This is a genomic window from Microbacterium invictum (genome assembly GCF_014197265.1).
GTDB classification, from domain to species: Bacteria; Actinomycetota; Actinomycetes; order Actinomycetales; family Microbacteriaceae; genus Microbacterium; species Microbacterium invictum.
Map to the genome: position 1 here is coordinate 1,117,766 of NZ_JACIFH010000001.1, position 13,389 is coordinate 1,131,154.

At 71.1% G+C, this 13,389-nt stretch carries 13 protein-coding genes; 4 read left to right on the plus strand and 9 right to left on the minus strand.

Annotated elements, in window-relative coordinates:
- Genes BKA10_RS05405 through BKA10_RS05415 form a run of 3 tightly spaced genes read right to left on the minus strand, consistent with a single transcriptional unit; the run spans position 1 to position 4,764 of the window.
- Positions 1–1,164 carry an acyl-CoA dehydrogenase family protein gene (locus tag BKA10_RS05405; protein WP_183498947.1) on the minus strand — a complete coding sequence of 388 codons (1,164 nt, stop codon included), beginning with the start codon at positions 1,162–1,164 and terminating at the stop codon, positions 1–3.
- Positions 1,157–3,154 (minus strand): ATP-binding protein, encoded by a 1,998-nt coding sequence (locus BKA10_RS05410; protein WP_248198949.1) that lies wholly within the window; start codon positions 3,152–3,154, stop codon positions 1,157–1,159. The genes BKA10_RS05405 and BKA10_RS05410 overlap by 8 nt, the downstream gene beginning before the upstream one ends.
- A 5-nt stretch (positions 3,155–3,159) precedes the next feature.
- On the minus strand, positions 3,160–4,764 hold the full coding sequence (locus BKA10_RS05415) for a carboxyl transferase domain-containing protein (RefSeq protein WP_183498949.1): 1,605 nt from the start codon (positions 4,762–4,764) through the stop codon (positions 3,160–3,162).
- Positions 4,765–4,869: 105 nt separating this feature from the next.
- On the opposite strand from BKA10_RS05415, the gene BKA10_RS05420 reads away from it, so the two are divergent.
- Positions 4,870–5,478 (plus strand): TetR/AcrR family transcriptional regulator, encoded by a 609-nt coding sequence (locus BKA10_RS05420; RefSeq protein WP_183498950.1) that lies wholly within the window; start codon positions 4,870–4,872, stop codon positions 5,476–5,478.
- 44 nt (positions 5,479–5,522) lie between these two features.
- Here BKA10_RS05420 and BKA10_RS05425 read toward each other — a convergent pair whose 3' ends face one another.
- Genes BKA10_RS05425 through pdhA form a run of 3 tightly spaced genes read right to left on the minus strand, consistent with a single transcriptional unit; the run spans position 5,523 to position 9,054 of the window.
- Positions 5,523–6,917, minus strand: coding sequence for a 2-oxo acid dehydrogenase subunit E2 (locus BKA10_RS05425; protein WP_183498951.1), 1,395 nt, complete (start codon positions 6,915–6,917; stop codon positions 5,523–5,525).
- A complete protein-coding gene (locus BKA10_RS05430) occupies positions 6,914–7,927 on the minus strand; it encodes an alpha-ketoacid dehydrogenase subunit beta (RefSeq protein ID WP_183498952.1) in 1,014 nt (337 codons plus the stop codon). The genes BKA10_RS05425 and BKA10_RS05430 overlap by 4 nt, the downstream gene beginning before the upstream one ends.
- Complete coding sequence (gene pdhA / locus BKA10_RS05435; protein WP_183498953.1) at positions 7,924–9,054, minus strand: pyruvate dehydrogenase (acetyl-transferring) E1 component subunit alpha; 1,131 nt, start codon at positions 9,052–9,054, stop codon at positions 7,924–7,926. Before pdhA ends, BKA10_RS05430 begins: the two co-directional genes overlap by 4 nt.
- A gap of 170 nt (positions 9,055–9,224) precedes the next feature.
- Between pdhA and BKA10_RS05440 the strand changes: the two genes are divergently transcribed.
- Positions 9,225–9,698, plus strand: coding sequence for an Lrp/AsnC family transcriptional regulator (locus BKA10_RS05440; protein ID WP_183498954.1), 474 nt, complete (start codon positions 9,225–9,227; stop codon positions 9,696–9,698).
- On the opposite strand, the gene BKA10_RS05445 is transcribed toward BKA10_RS05440, so the two are convergent.
- On the minus strand, positions 9,646–10,665 hold the full coding sequence (locus BKA10_RS05445; protein WP_248198946.1) for an EamA family transporter: 1,020 nt from the start codon (positions 10,663–10,665) through the stop codon (positions 9,646–9,648). The genes BKA10_RS05440 and BKA10_RS05445 overlap by 53 nt on opposite strands.
- Before the next feature lie 75 nt (positions 10,666–10,740).
- On the opposite strand from BKA10_RS05445, the gene BKA10_RS05450 reads away from it, so the two are divergent.
- A complete protein-coding gene (locus BKA10_RS05450) occupies positions 10,741–11,301 on the plus strand; it encodes a CGNR zinc finger domain-containing protein (RefSeq protein WP_183498955.1) in 561 nt (186 codons plus the stop codon).
- On the opposite strand, the gene BKA10_RS05455 is transcribed toward BKA10_RS05450, so the two are convergent.
- Positions 11,261–12,163, minus strand: coding sequence for an alpha/beta fold hydrolase (locus BKA10_RS05455; RefSeq protein WP_183498956.1), 903 nt, complete (start codon positions 12,161–12,163; stop codon positions 11,261–11,263). The genes BKA10_RS05450 and BKA10_RS05455 overlap by 41 nt on opposite strands.
- Before the next feature lie 66 nt (positions 12,164–12,229).
- Between BKA10_RS05455 and BKA10_RS05460 the strand changes: the two genes are divergently transcribed.
- Positions 12,230–12,994 carry an exonuclease domain-containing protein gene (locus tag BKA10_RS05460; protein ID WP_183498957.1) on the plus strand — a complete coding sequence of 255 codons (765 nt, stop codon included), beginning with the start codon at positions 12,230–12,232 and terminating at the stop codon, positions 12,992–12,994.
- A gap of 98 nt (positions 12,995–13,092) precedes the next feature.
- On the opposite strand, the gene BKA10_RS05465 is transcribed toward BKA10_RS05460, so the two are convergent.
- Complete coding sequence (locus tag BKA10_RS05465) at positions 13,093–13,347, minus strand: type B 50S ribosomal protein L31 (RefSeq protein ID WP_183498958.1); 255 nt, start codon at positions 13,345–13,347, stop codon at positions 13,093–13,095.
- Positions 13,348–13,389: the final 42 nt, after the last annotated feature.

Genomic DNA, 13,389 nt, shown 5'->3' on the forward strand with positions numbered 1-13,389 from the left:
CTACTGCGCGACGCCCAGCGCCCGCGCAACGACAAGCAGTTGCACCTCACTGGTGCCCTCGCCGATCTCGAGGATCTTCGAGTCGCGGTAATGCCGCGCGACCGGGTACTCGTTCATGAACCCGTTGCCGCCGAAGATCTGGGTCGCATCGCGCGAGTTGTCCATGGCCGCGTCGCTCGCGGTGAGCTTCGCGATCGCCGCCTCGGTCTTGAACGGCTTTCCGGCATCACGCAGCCGGGCGGCGTGCAGCCACGCGAGGCGTGCGATGTGCACGCGCTGCTGCATGCGCGCGAGCATGAACTGAATGCCCTGCCGGGTCGACAGCGACTGCCCGAACACCATGCGCGTTCCGGCGTAGTCGACCGCTGCCTGCAGGCATCCCTCGGCAGCACCGGTCGACAGTGCGGCGATGGCGATGCGCCCTTCGTCGAGGATGTGCAGGAAGTTCGCGAATCCGCGTCCGCGTTCGCCGAGCAGGTTGCCGGCCGGGACGCGGGCACCGTCGAACGTGAGCGGGTGGGTGTCGCTCGCATGCCATCCGACCTTGTCGTACGCGGGCTCCACCGTGAAGCCGGGCGTGCCGCTCGGGACGATGATCGTCGAGATCTCCTTGCGGCCGCCGGATTCGCCCGTCACGGCGGTGACGGTGACGAACCGCGTGATGGCGGTGCCGGAGTTGGTGATGAACTGCTTCGCGCCGTCGATGACCCATTCGTCGCCGTCCAGCCGGGCCGTGGTGCGCGTCGCACCGGCATCCGACCCCGCCTCCGGCTCGGTGAGGCCGAACCCGGCCAGAGCGCGCCCGGCCAGCAGGTCGGGCAGCAGTTCGCGCTTCTGCTCTTCGGTGCCGAACCGGAACACCGGCATCGCACCGAGGCTGACGCCGGCTTCGAGCGTGATCGCGATCGACTGGTCGACGCGTCCGAGCGCCTCGATGGCGAGGCACAGCGCGAGGTAGTCGCCGCCCTGCCCGCCGTACTCCTCGGGGAACGGCAGCCCGAACAGCCCCAGCTCGCCCATCTGCGCGACGACGTCCAACGGCAGCGTCTTGGTGCGGTCGGCCTCGTAGGCGATCGGGGCGACGACCTCGTCGGCGAACGTGCGCACCAGGCGCGCGAGTTCGAGCTGTTCGTCGTCGAGCCCGTAGGCGGACAGGTCAATCATGGGGTTCCTCCCGGTCGGCTTGGGCCCGCACATCGGCCAGCACCTCGTCGCGGCGCACCTGCGTGCCCACGGCGACGTGGATCCGTGCGACACCGTCGTGCGGCGCCGTCACGGCGTGCTCCATCTTCATGGCCTCGATCGTGACGAGGCGGTCTCCGGATGCCACGGGGGCACCGTCGGCGACGTGCACGGCCACGACGGTGCCCGGCATCGGCGCGCGCAGCTCGGGGTCGAGCGCACCGGTGGCGCGCTCGATCGCCGCGTGGCGCTGCGCCATCGCCGCTCGGCGGGTGACCGGCTGCAGCCGCCACGCCCGCCCGCCCGCGTGCACCCACACGGCGCCGTCCGCGTCGACCTCGGCGAGGGCGGATGCCGGTGCGGCGGGGTCGTGCCCGGACCGGGGGACGTCGGGCGCCGTGACGCCGGCCACCGTGACTTCGACCTCGTGCACTGCGCCGTCGTCGCCGCGCAGCAGCACACGATGCGCCTCACGCTGCCCGCCGATCCGCCACCCCGGAAGCCGCTCCCACACCCCGCGCGATTCGTGAGACGCACCGAGACCCGCCGTCTGCCGCGGTGTCCCGTCACGGATGTGGTGTCTCGCCTCGGCCGCCGCCTGCAATGCCGCGGGCGTCGGCGTCGCGGGCCCGGGCGCGGGCAACCTGTCGATGAGTCCGGTGTCGAGGTCGCCGGCCCGCACGGCAACCTGAGCGAGCAGTCCGCGCAGGAAGGCGATGTTGGTGTCGACGCCCAGCACCACGGTGCCGGCGAGTGCGGCGTCGAGGCGGTCGAGGGCCTCGGCGCGATCGGCGCCGGCGGCGATGACCTTCGCGATCATGGGGTCGTAGTCGGCGGTGATCGTGCTGCCGGTCTCGACACCGGCATCCGTCCGCACATCCGGTGCCGCCTGCCACCGCAGCACATCGCCGGTGGCGGGCAGGAACCCGCGTTCGGGGGCCTCGGCGTACACGCGCGCCTCGATCGCATGACCGGTCAGGCGCACATCGTCCTGGGCGAACGCGAGCGGCTCACCGGCGGCGACGCGCAGCTGTTCGGCGACGAGGTCGACGCCGGTCACGAGCTCGGTGACGGGGTGCTCGACCTGCAGCCGCGTGTTCATCTCGATGAAGAAGAACTCGTCGGGCCGGTCGGCGGCGACGAGGAACTCGACGGTCCCGGCCCCCCGGTAGTCGACGGATGCCGCGGCCGCACACGCGGCCTCGCCCAGCCGCGCACGGGTGGCGGCGTCGATGATGGGCGACGGCGCCTCTTCGATGACCTTCTGGTGTCGGCGCTGCAGGGTGCATTCGCGCTCGCCGAGGTGCACGATCGTGCCGTGCGCATCGGCGAGCACCTGCACCTCGATGTGGCGCGGCCTCTCGATCAGCCGCTCCAGCAGCAGCGTGTCGTCGCCGAAGGCGGCCGCCGCGATCCGGCGGGCGGTGACGAGCGCATCGGGCAGGGCCGCGGCATCCCGCACGATCTGCATGCCCTTGCCGCCGCCGCCGGCCGAGGGCTTCACCAGCAGCGGGAACCCGGCCTGCGCGGCCCGTGCCACCACCTCGTCGTCGGTGAGCCCGGCGGCGGAGAAGCCCGGCACGGTGGGAACGCTCCGCGCTTCGACCTGCGTCTTGGCCCGGATCTTGTCGCCCATCACCTCGAGCGCCTCGGGGCCGGGCCCGACGAACACGATGCCGGCGTCGGCGCAGGCCCGCGCGAACGCCGCATTCTCTGACAGGAACCCGTACCCGGGATGGATCGCCTGGGCACCCGTCTCACGCGCCGCCCGCAGCACGGCGCCGATGTCGAGGTACGACTGCGTGGCCGGCGCGGGGCCGAGCCGCACGGCCACGTCCGCCTCGCGCACGTGGGGTGCGCCGGCGTCGGCGTCGCTGTACACGGCGACCGACCGGATGCCCAGTGCGCGCAGCGTGCGGATCACCCGCCGCGCGATCTCGCCGCGGTTCGCGACCAGGACTGTGGTGAACACGCCGCTCACATCCGGAAGACGCCGAAGCGCGGTTCGGGCAGCGGGGTGCGTGAGCAGACGTCGAGGGCGAGGCCGAGCACGTCGCGGGTGTCCAGCGGGTCGATGATGCCGTCGTCCCACAGCCGTGCGGTGGCGTAGTAGGGATCGCCCTGCTCTTCGAACTGCGCGCGGATGGGTGCCTCGAACGCGGCGCGCGCGTCCGGGTCCCACTGCTCGCCCTGCGCCTCGAGCCGGTCGGCTCTCACGGTGGAGAGCACCGATGCCGCCTGCGGGCCGCCCATCACCGAGATCCGGCTGGCCGGCCACGACCACAGGAATCGCGGCGAGTACGCGCGGCCGCACATCGAGTAGTTGCCCGCGCCGAACGAGCCGCCGACGATCACCGTCAGCTTCGGCACGCGCGTGGTGGCGACGGCGGTCACCATCTTGGCGCCGTCCTTGGCGATGCCGCCCGCCTCGGCATCGGTGCCCACCATGAAGCCGGAGATGTTCTGCAGGAACAGCAGCGGCACGCCGCGCTGGTCGCACAGCTCGATGAAGTGCGCGCCCTTCATCGCCGACTCGCTGAACAGGATGCCGTTGTTGGCGACGATCCCGACGGGGTGGCCGTGGATGCGTGCGAAGCCGGTGACGAGGGTGTCGCCGTACTCGCGCTTGAACTCGTGGAACTCGCTGGCGTCGACGATCCGCCCGATGACCTCGCGCACGTCGTACGGCTGGTTCACGTCGACGGGGACGGCGCCGTAGAGCTCGTGCGGGTCGAGAGCCGGGGGGATGGATGCCGTGACCTCCCACACCGGCGCCGCGGGCGCGGGCAGGGTGGCGACGATGTCGCGGACTATCTCGAGCGCGTGCTCGTCGTCCTCGGCGAGGTGGTCGACGACACCCGACGTGCGCGCGTGCAGTTCTCCCCCGCCGAGTTCCTCGGCCGTGACGACCTCGCCGATCGCGGCCTTGACGAGGGGCGGGCCGCCGAGGAAGATCGTGCCCTGATTCCGGACGATGACGGTCTCGTCACTCATCGCCGGCACGTACGCCCCGCCCGCCGTGCACGATCCGAGCACGGCGGCGATCTGCGGGATGCCGGCCGCCGAGAGCCGCGCCTGGTGGTAGAAGATGCGCCCGAAGTGGTCGCGGTCGGGGAACACCTCGTCCTGCATCGGCAGGAACGCCCCGCCGGAGTCGACGAGCGAGACGACCGGAAGGCGGTTCTCCAGCGCCACCTCCTGCGCGCGCAGGTGCTTCTTGACGGTGAGCGGGTAATAGGTGCCGCCCTTGACCGTGGCGTCGTTGCAGATGACCATGACTTGCCGCCCGTGCACGAGGCCGATGCCGGCGATCACGCCGGCCGCGGGGGCGTCGCCGTCGTACAGTCCGTCGGCGGCGAGCGGGGCGAGCTCGACGAACGGGCTGCCCTCGTCGAGCAGGCGGTTCACGCGGTCGCGCGGCAGCAGCTTGCCGCGCGCGACGTGACGCTCCCGCGCGGGGGCCGGCCCCCCGAGGGCGACCTCCGCCAAGCGGGAGCGCAGGCGCCGGGCGGCGGCTGTCTGGCCGTCGCGGCGACGCGCGTACTCCTCGTCATGGGCGAGGCGGCTCGTCAAGGTGGTCATGACATCTCCGTCGATGCTGGCGCCGCAGGGACGCAATCCGTTAGTGTTCACTAACTGATCCACCGCCAGGTTAGCGACTACTAACTGAAATCACAAGGGGACCTCATGGTCGACGGCACCTCTACGACGCCGCGCGAACGCGCGAAAGCCGATCGCCAGCGCGCGCTGCTCGACGCCGCCGCCCGGCTGTTCGCGGCGCACGGGTTCGACGGCGTCAGCCTCGAAGACCTCGGCGCGGCGGTCGGCGTCACCGGCCCGGCCGTCTACCGCCACTTCGAGAGCAAGCGGGCGCTGCTCGGCGAGATCCTGCTGCACACGAGCGAGAACCTGCTCGCCGGCGGACAGCAGGTCATCGGCACGGCCGACTCCCCCGAGACGCGCCTGCGCGGACTCATCGCGTTCCATGTGGACTTCGCCCTGACCGACGCCGACGTCATCCGCGTGCAGGATCGCGACCTCGCCCAGCTCGACGACGCCGACCGCCACCGGGTGCGCCGGCTCCAGCGCGAGTACGTCGACCTGTGGACGGGGGTGCTGGCCGACGTGCTGGCGGCACCGGCATCCACTGATCTCCGTGTCCGCGCGCAGGCGGGCTTCGGCCTGATCAACTCGACCCCGCACAGCGTTCGGGGACTTCGCGGCGCCCCCGGCGACGACGAGGTGCGCGCACTGCTGGGTGCGATGGCCTACGCCGCGTTGACCGCCGCGGGCTGAACCGCGGGCGCCTCCCCGTCGCCCACGGCACCCTCGCCCCAGCTCTACAGCATCGCCCGGCCCGGCTCTCGCAGCACGTCCGCGACGTCGACGAGGAACCGCGACCCCTGCTCGCCGTCGGCGAGGCGGTGGTCGAACGACAGGCTCAGCGTCATCACATCGCGCAGCGCGATCTCGCCCTCGTGCTCCCACGGCTGGCGGCGCACGGCCCCCAGCCCCAGGATTCCGGCCTCGCCGGGGTTGAGGATCGGCGTGCCGGCGTCCACGCCGAACACTCCGAAGTTCGTGATCGAGAACGTCCCGCCGCGGAGGGCGTCGAGCCCGGTCTTGCCGCTGCGTGCCGTCTGCGCCAGTTCGCCGATCGCGTCGGCGAGCGCTGCCAGTCCCATGCGATCTGCGTCCTTGATGTTCGGGACGACCAGCCCGCGCTCGGTCGCCGCGGCGACGCCCAGGTTCACGTAGTGGAACTGGACGATCTCCGCTGCGGCCTCATCCCAGCGGGAGTTGAGCTCGGGGCGCGCGCGCAGCGCGAGGCAGACGGCCTTGGCCGCGACCGCCATGATGCCGATGCGGTGATCGGCGAGCCGCTTGTCAGACCGCAGGCGTGCGAGCAGCTCGGTGGTGGCGGTGACATCGACGGTGAGGAAGCTCGTCACGTGCGGGGCGGTGAACGCGCTCGCGACCATGGCCTGCGCGGTGGCCTTGCGCACGCCGCGGATCGGCATCCGCGTCTCGCGGTCGCCTCCCGGCAGGTCGTCGGCGGGCAGCTGGGCGGCGCTGCGCGTCGGCGCCGCGGACACCGGCGCCTGCCGCTCGGCGGTGCGCGCGGCGTACTCCTCGACGTCGGCGCGGGTGATGATCCCGCTCGCCCCGGATGCCTCGACGAGGGCCAGATCGATGCCGAGGTCCTTCGCGAGCTTGCGGACCGGAGGCGTCGACCGCGGCCGCTCGTGCCGGGTGTCCGGCGGCGGCTGCGAAGTGACCGCATCGTGGGGTGCGGCCTCGAGGACGGCGGTGTCGGCTGCCGGGGCTGCACGTCCCGCGCGGGCCCGGCGCTGCGGGCGGGCGCCGCTGCGCGGCGCCGCCCCGTAGCCGACGAGGTTGGGCGGGTCGGCAGGCTCTGCCCCGGCCTCGCCGGCCGGAGTGCTGTTCGACTCTGCGCCCGCGGGCACTGCGGACGGTGCGGCGGGTGCTCCCGCGGCATCCACCTCGAACGAGATGAGCACGGCGCCCACGGCGACGGTCTCACCTGCTTCGGCACGCACGTCTCTCACCGTGCCCGCATACGGCGAGGGCAACTCGACGACGGCTTTGGCCGTCTCGACCTCGGCGATCGTCTGGTTGAGTTTCACGGTGTCGCCGGGAGCGACCAGCCACTGCACGATCTCGGCCTCGGGCAGGCCCTCGCCCAGGTCGGGCAGACGGAACTCGGCGATCACGACTCCACCCCCGACAGGCTGTTCGGGCGCTCGAGGACGCGGTCCACGGCATCCAGGATCCGGTCGAGGTCGGGCAGGTGGTGCTTCTCGAGCTTCGCGGGCGGGTACGGGATGTCGTGCCCGGTGACCCGCTCAGGTGCAGCCTCGAGGTAGTGGAAGCACTTCTCGGTGATGCTGGCGATGAGCTCGGCGCCCACTCCCGCCTCGCGCGCGGCCTCGTGGGTCACCACGACCCGTCCGGTCTTGCGCACCGATGCCGTCACTGTCGGGTAGTCCACCGGCGAGATCGAGCGCAGGTCGATCACCTCGATCGAGGTGCCCTCGTCGTCGGCGGCGGTGGCCGCGTCCAGCGCCGTGGCCACCTGGGCGCCGTAGGCGAGCAGTGTCACATCGGTCCCGGCGCGCACGACGCGGGCGAGCCCCATCGGAGCGGCGTCGGCGATGTCGGCGCCGAGGTCGACCTCGTCCTTGGTGTGGTAGAGCCGCTTGGGCTCGAAGAAGACGACCGGGTCGTCGCACGCGATCGCCTGGCGCAGCATCATGTAGGCATCCTGCGGGTTCGACACGGCGACCACGCGCAGGCCGGAGGTGTGCACGAAGTAGGCCTCGGGCGATTCGGAGTGGTGCTCGGCGGCTCCCACACCACCCGCCCACGGGATGCGCACGGTGATCGGCATCGTGACGTTGCCGCGCGTGCGGTAGTGCAGCTTCGCGACCTGGCAGACGATCTGGTCGAACGCGGGATACACGAAGCCGTCGAACTGGATCTCGACCACCGGGCGGAATCCTCGGAAGGCGAGGCCGACGGCGGTGCCCATGATGCCCGACTCCGCCAGCGGCGTATCGATGATGCGGGGTGCGCCGAACTCATCGATCAGGCCGTCGGTGATGCGGAAGACGCCGCCGAGCCTGCCGATGTCCTCCCCCATCACGATGACCTTGTCGTCGTCGGCCAGCGCGCGGCGGAGGCCGGCGTTCAGGGCCTTGCCCATGGTGAGCAGCTCGCTCATCGCTGCGCCTCCTCGTCGGCGAAGCCGGACAGGTACGACGCGAAGCGCTCGCGCTGCTCGGCGATCCCGCTGTGGGGCTCGGCGTACACGTCGTCGAGCACCTCGATGGGCGGGCGGGTCACCGCGCCGAGCGCGGCTGCGCGCATGCCGGCGGTGAACTCGTCGGCATCCGACTCGACCTCGGCGGCGAACGCGTCGTCGAACGCGTCCTGCGCGCGCAGATGGGCCTCGAGGCGGGTGATCGGATCGCGCTCGCGCCACGCCGCGACCTGCTCGGCGTTGCGGTAGCGCGTCGGATCGTCGGAGGTGGTGTGCGGGCCCATCCGGTAGGTGACCGCCTCGATGAAGGCGGGTCCCTTGCCGCTGCGCGCGTGGTCCGTCGCCCACCGCATCGCGGCGAGGCACGCGAGCACGTCGTTGCCGTCGACGCGCAGGCTCGGAATGCCGAACCCCGGCGCGCGCCCGGCGATCGGGAACTTCGCCTGGACGGTGACCGGTTCGGAGATCGCCCACTGGTTGTTGGAGCAGACGAACACCATCGGGGCCTGGAACGACGACGAGAACACCATCGCCTCGTTGACGTCGCCCTGGCTGGTCGCGCCGTCGCCGAAGTAGGCCACCGCGACCTGGTCGCCGCCGTCGCGCTGGATGCCCATGGCGTACCCCGCCGCGTGCAGCGCCTGCGCGCCGATGATGATCTGCGGGGTGGCGAGACTCAGCTCATAGGGGTTGTACGTCGAGTGCATCTCGCCGCGCCAGGCGAGGATGAAGTCGGCCGGCTTCGCACCACGGACCAGCTGCACCCCCAGCTCGCGGTAGCTCGGGAACAGGAAGTCGTCGTCGCGGCACGCGCGCGCAGTGCCGACCTGCACAGCCTCCTGGCCTTGCGCGGGCGCCCACAGGCCGAGCTGTCCCTGACGCTGCAAGGCGACGCCTTCGATGTCGAGTCGCCGGGCGATCGCCATGTCGCGGTAGAGGCCGCGCATAGCGTCGGTGTCCAGGTCGGAGATCCAGGGATCGAGCTGTCGATCCGGGATGCGCTCGCCGTCCGGCGTCAGAAGCCGGGCGAGGTCGTCGAGGTCTGTCGAGGTCTCGGTGGACGGGGTCAGGGTGTGCATCTTCGTCATCCCTCCAGGTCGCAGCCGCTCGTCTTGTGGACGGGTCGGCCGGTGCCGGTCGCCGGCAGCGTCGCCGACACTCTGAGGCTACGTCGACATCGCACCTAGCTCAAGCACGTCCACGCATGTTGAGCATGTTGCCCAGCACGAGACGCTCCAGCCTGCTAATGTTTCGCACTATGGGTTCCCTCGATCACGTCGATCTCGAGTTGCTCAACGCGCTCACGGAAGATCACCGCGCCACGGTGGTGGCGCTGGCCGACCGGCTCGGCATGTCACGGAACACGGTGCAGGCGCGCATGGCCAAGCTGGAGCGATCGGGGGTCTTCCTCTCGTATGAGCGGGCGATCGCGCCGCGCGAGCTGGGTTTCCCCATCGAGGCGATGATCAGCGTGACGGTGCAGCAGGCCGACCTTCCCCGGATCACCGAGGCGCTGGCCCGGCTGCCCGAAGTCGTGCAGGTGCACGGGCTCAGCGGACCGGTGGACCTGCTCGTCCGCACGGCGGCGCGCGACACGCGTCACCTGTTCGACGTCGACGCCCGCATTCTCGCCATCGAGGGCGTCGAGCGGACCGAGACGTCGCTGGTGATGGGCGAGGTCATCGGCTACCGGGTGCGGCCCCTGCTGGAAGAGGCTCGACAGGAGGGCTGACCACCCGCGCCGCGGCGCCGTCGAGCCGAACGAGCACGACGCCCGCGAGAATCAGCGCGCCGCCGGCGAACTGGACCGGTCCCAGCGCCTCCCCCAGCAGCAGCCAGCCGAAGCCCAGGGCGAAGAGCACTTCGGACAGCCCGATGAACGAGGCCAGCCGCGCGCCGATCCGCGGCACCGCCATGATGCCCAGCGCGTAGCCGAGGGTGGTGCCGATCGCACCGACCCACAGGATCGGGACGAGCCCGGGCACCTCGATGCCGCGGAAGGCCACCGTCACATCGGGCGCGGCGAACGGCAGGATGCCGGTGACGGCGAGCACCGCCATCGTGAGCGTTCCGACGAGCAGTCCGCCGGATGCCAGCGCGAGCGGGGGCAGGTCGTCGCCGGCGCGCTCGGACATCACGAAATACATCGCCGCGCACACGGCTGCGCCGAGCGCGAAGAGTGTGCCGAGCAGATCGAAGCGGGCGCCGGCGATGTCGACGACCAGGACGAGGCCGGTGATCGCGACGACGGTGCCGCCGATCACGCGAGCGGAGGGCGCGCGGCGCGTGCGCAGCCAGAGGTAGGCGACCAGGAGGACCGGGGCGAGGTACTGGATGAGCAGCGCCACCGCCACCGGCATGCGCTGCATCGCCAGGAAGTAGAACATCTGGCATCCGATCACGGGGAACAGGCCGAACATCACCAGCGAGCGCCAGTGGCGGCGCAGGAACGACCGCTCCCGCGCGATGGCGCGGATGAGCATCGGCGACAGCATCACACCGGCGAGCCCCATGCGCACGATGAGGGCCGCCGACAGCGACCATCCGGCTTCCAGGAGCGGCTTGACCAGCGGGCCGCTCGACGCGAAAGCGAAGGCCGAGACGACCGCCATGACGATGCCGGCGGTGCTGGGCGTGATGACGCGAGACCCCGTGGATGAGGGGGGCGCGATGAGGGGAACGGACGCCGTCTGAGTCACCGTCGGTCCTTGCATGTCATGAGTGACTGGTGTTTACACTGGTGACGCTAGTACCCGACGACGTCAGGAGTCAAGGTGGTTTTCATTCGTGACACGGAGATGTCGCTGCGCGCGGCCGCCGCGCTGGTCAACTCCCTGCCCACGGTCGGCACCGAGGACGTCGACACACTGGTCGATCAGGCGGATCTGGACGCGTTCCTCGCCGAGTTCCCGTATAGCGGGGCCGTCCGTCACGACGACGACGAGATCGCCGCGCTGCGGGCGATCCGTCCGCGGCTGCGTGCGCTGTGGGGGGTCTCCCGCGACCGGGCCGTGCCCCTCGTGAACGAGATGCTGCGCGACGGGCGGGCGCTCCCCCAGCTGGTGATCCACGACGACTACGACTGGCACATCCACGCGACGGACGAGTCGGATCCCCTGGCCACCCGGATCCTCGTGGAGGCGGCGATGGCGTTCGTCGATGTGATCCGCTCGGACCAGTACGACCGGGTCCGGGTGTGCGAGGCGGACGACTGCGACGCCGTCTACGTCGACTACTCGAAGAACGGGTCGAAGCGGTACTGCGATGTCGGAAACTGCGGGAACCGGATGAACGTCAACGCGTACCGTCGGCGGAGGGCGCGAGAAACCGCGTGATCGCCTCCGCCGCGGGCTGCGGCGTCTCGTAGTGGATGAGGTGCCCGACGCCGGCGATCTCGACGAGTTCGGCCTGCGGGAACAGCTTCTGCAGTGCGCGCTCGGCCTCGATGGGCGTGATGTCGTCGCGATCGGCGGCGACCAGGAGCGTCCGCTGCGTGATGCGCGGGGCGGACTCGCGCACGTCGTGCGACACGCTCGTCACGAAGGCATCGTGCAGCACATCCCGGTCCGCGAACCGCGAGAAGTAGGTGTCGTGCTGCTCGTGGATGAAGGCCAGCAGGGCTTTGTCCTTCGTCTTGGCCATCGACACGCTCATCACGCGCACGACGATCCGGCTGCGCAGCAGCGCGTCGCCCAGCCGCTTCGGGAGCCGGGCGCCCGCCCAGTAGTAGAAGACGGCGAGGCGGGTGAGGATGCCGCGCGGGCCCTCCAGCGCCGGGGCGCCGATGGGGTTGACGAGGATCACGCGCGGAGTGTCGAGCCCGCCGGCGACCGCGGCCGCCACGACGATCGAGCCGAACGAGTGCCCGAGGATCTCTGCCCCCGGCGCCACGGAGGTCGCGAACGCGGTCAGCCACTGCGCGTAGGCATCGAGGTCGTGCCGGCGCCCAGGCAGCGGGGCGGTCTCGCCGAATCCCGGCAGGTCGGGTGAGATCACCCGGACGCCGTCGAGGTAGGCGACGACCGGCTCGAGACCGTGGTGCTCACCGCGGAAGCCGTGCACCGCGATCAGCGTGATCGGCGCGTCGGCCGGACCGTACACCCAGTAGGCCGTGGTCCCGCCGAGCACGTCGATTTCACGCCGTTCGACCGGGATCTGCGCGAGGCGGTCGGCGGCGTACGGGTGCGGAGCGGTCACCCGTCGAGTCTACGAGTCCGGCGCGCCGCGACGTGCGTGTCGGTGGTCGCCCATACCGTGAGAGGCATGGACCCGCAGCAGCCCACGCTCCCCCTCTGGGACGATGGTGGGTGGGACAGCAGCCCGGTTCAGCCCGAACCCGTCGCCCCCGGATGGGCGCACGCCGTGGGCGTGTTCGACCTCGAGACCACCGGCATCGATGTGACCACCGACCGGGTCGTCACCGCTCACGTGGGGCTGCTCGGCCCCGGCGGCGCCGTCCTGCGCGCCCAGGGGTGGCTGGCAGACCCGGGCATCGAAATCCCCGACGGTGCGACGGCCGTGCACGGCATCACCACTGGGCACGCGCGCGAACACGGGCGCCCCGCGGCCGACGTGGTCGCCGAGGTCGTGGCCGCGCTGCGCGAGCTGCTCGACGCCGGCATCCCGGTCGTCGCCTACAACGCGCCGTACGATTTCTCCCTGCTCAAGTACGAGGCGCTCCGGCACGGCATCGCGCCGATCCTCGACCCGTCGCCGGTGATCGACCCGCTCGTGGTCGACAAGACCTACGACCGCTACCGCAAGGGCAAGCGCACCCTCGAAGTGGTCGCCGCGCACTACGCCGTGCCGCTCGAGGGCGCGCATGACGCCGCGGCCGATGCCATCGCCGCCGGGCGGGTCGCTCAGGCCCTGGCAGGGCGGTTCGCCCTGCCCGCCGATGCGAACGAGCTCCACACGCAGCAGATCGGGTGGGCTCGCGCTCAGGCCGAGAGCCTCACCGAGTACTTCATCAAGGTCGGCCGGCTCGACCCCGAAGATGCGCTCGACGGCAGCTGGCCGATCCGCTGACGATCAGTCCGCAGGCCCTGCCGTCCGCCGTGCGCTCGTGCACGCAGGCGCGACACGACGAAGGCCCCGCCGAAGCGGGGCCTTCGTGACACGGCTCGTTACTTGGAGCCACCGAAGTTCTTGAAGCGCTGGTTGAACTTCTCGACGCGACCGGCCGAGTCCATGATGCGCTGCTTGCCCGTGTAGAACGGGTGCGAGGCCGACGAGATCTCGACGTCGATGACGGGGTACGTGACGCCGTCGAGCTCGATCGTCTTGTCGCTGGTGACCGTCGAACGGGTCAGGAACGTCTCGCCGGAGCCCAGGTCGCGGAAAACGACGGCCTGGTAGTCGGGGTGGATATCAGTCTTCATAGTGATCCTCTAGCCTGGTGTCCTGGATTTTGCCAGGACGGT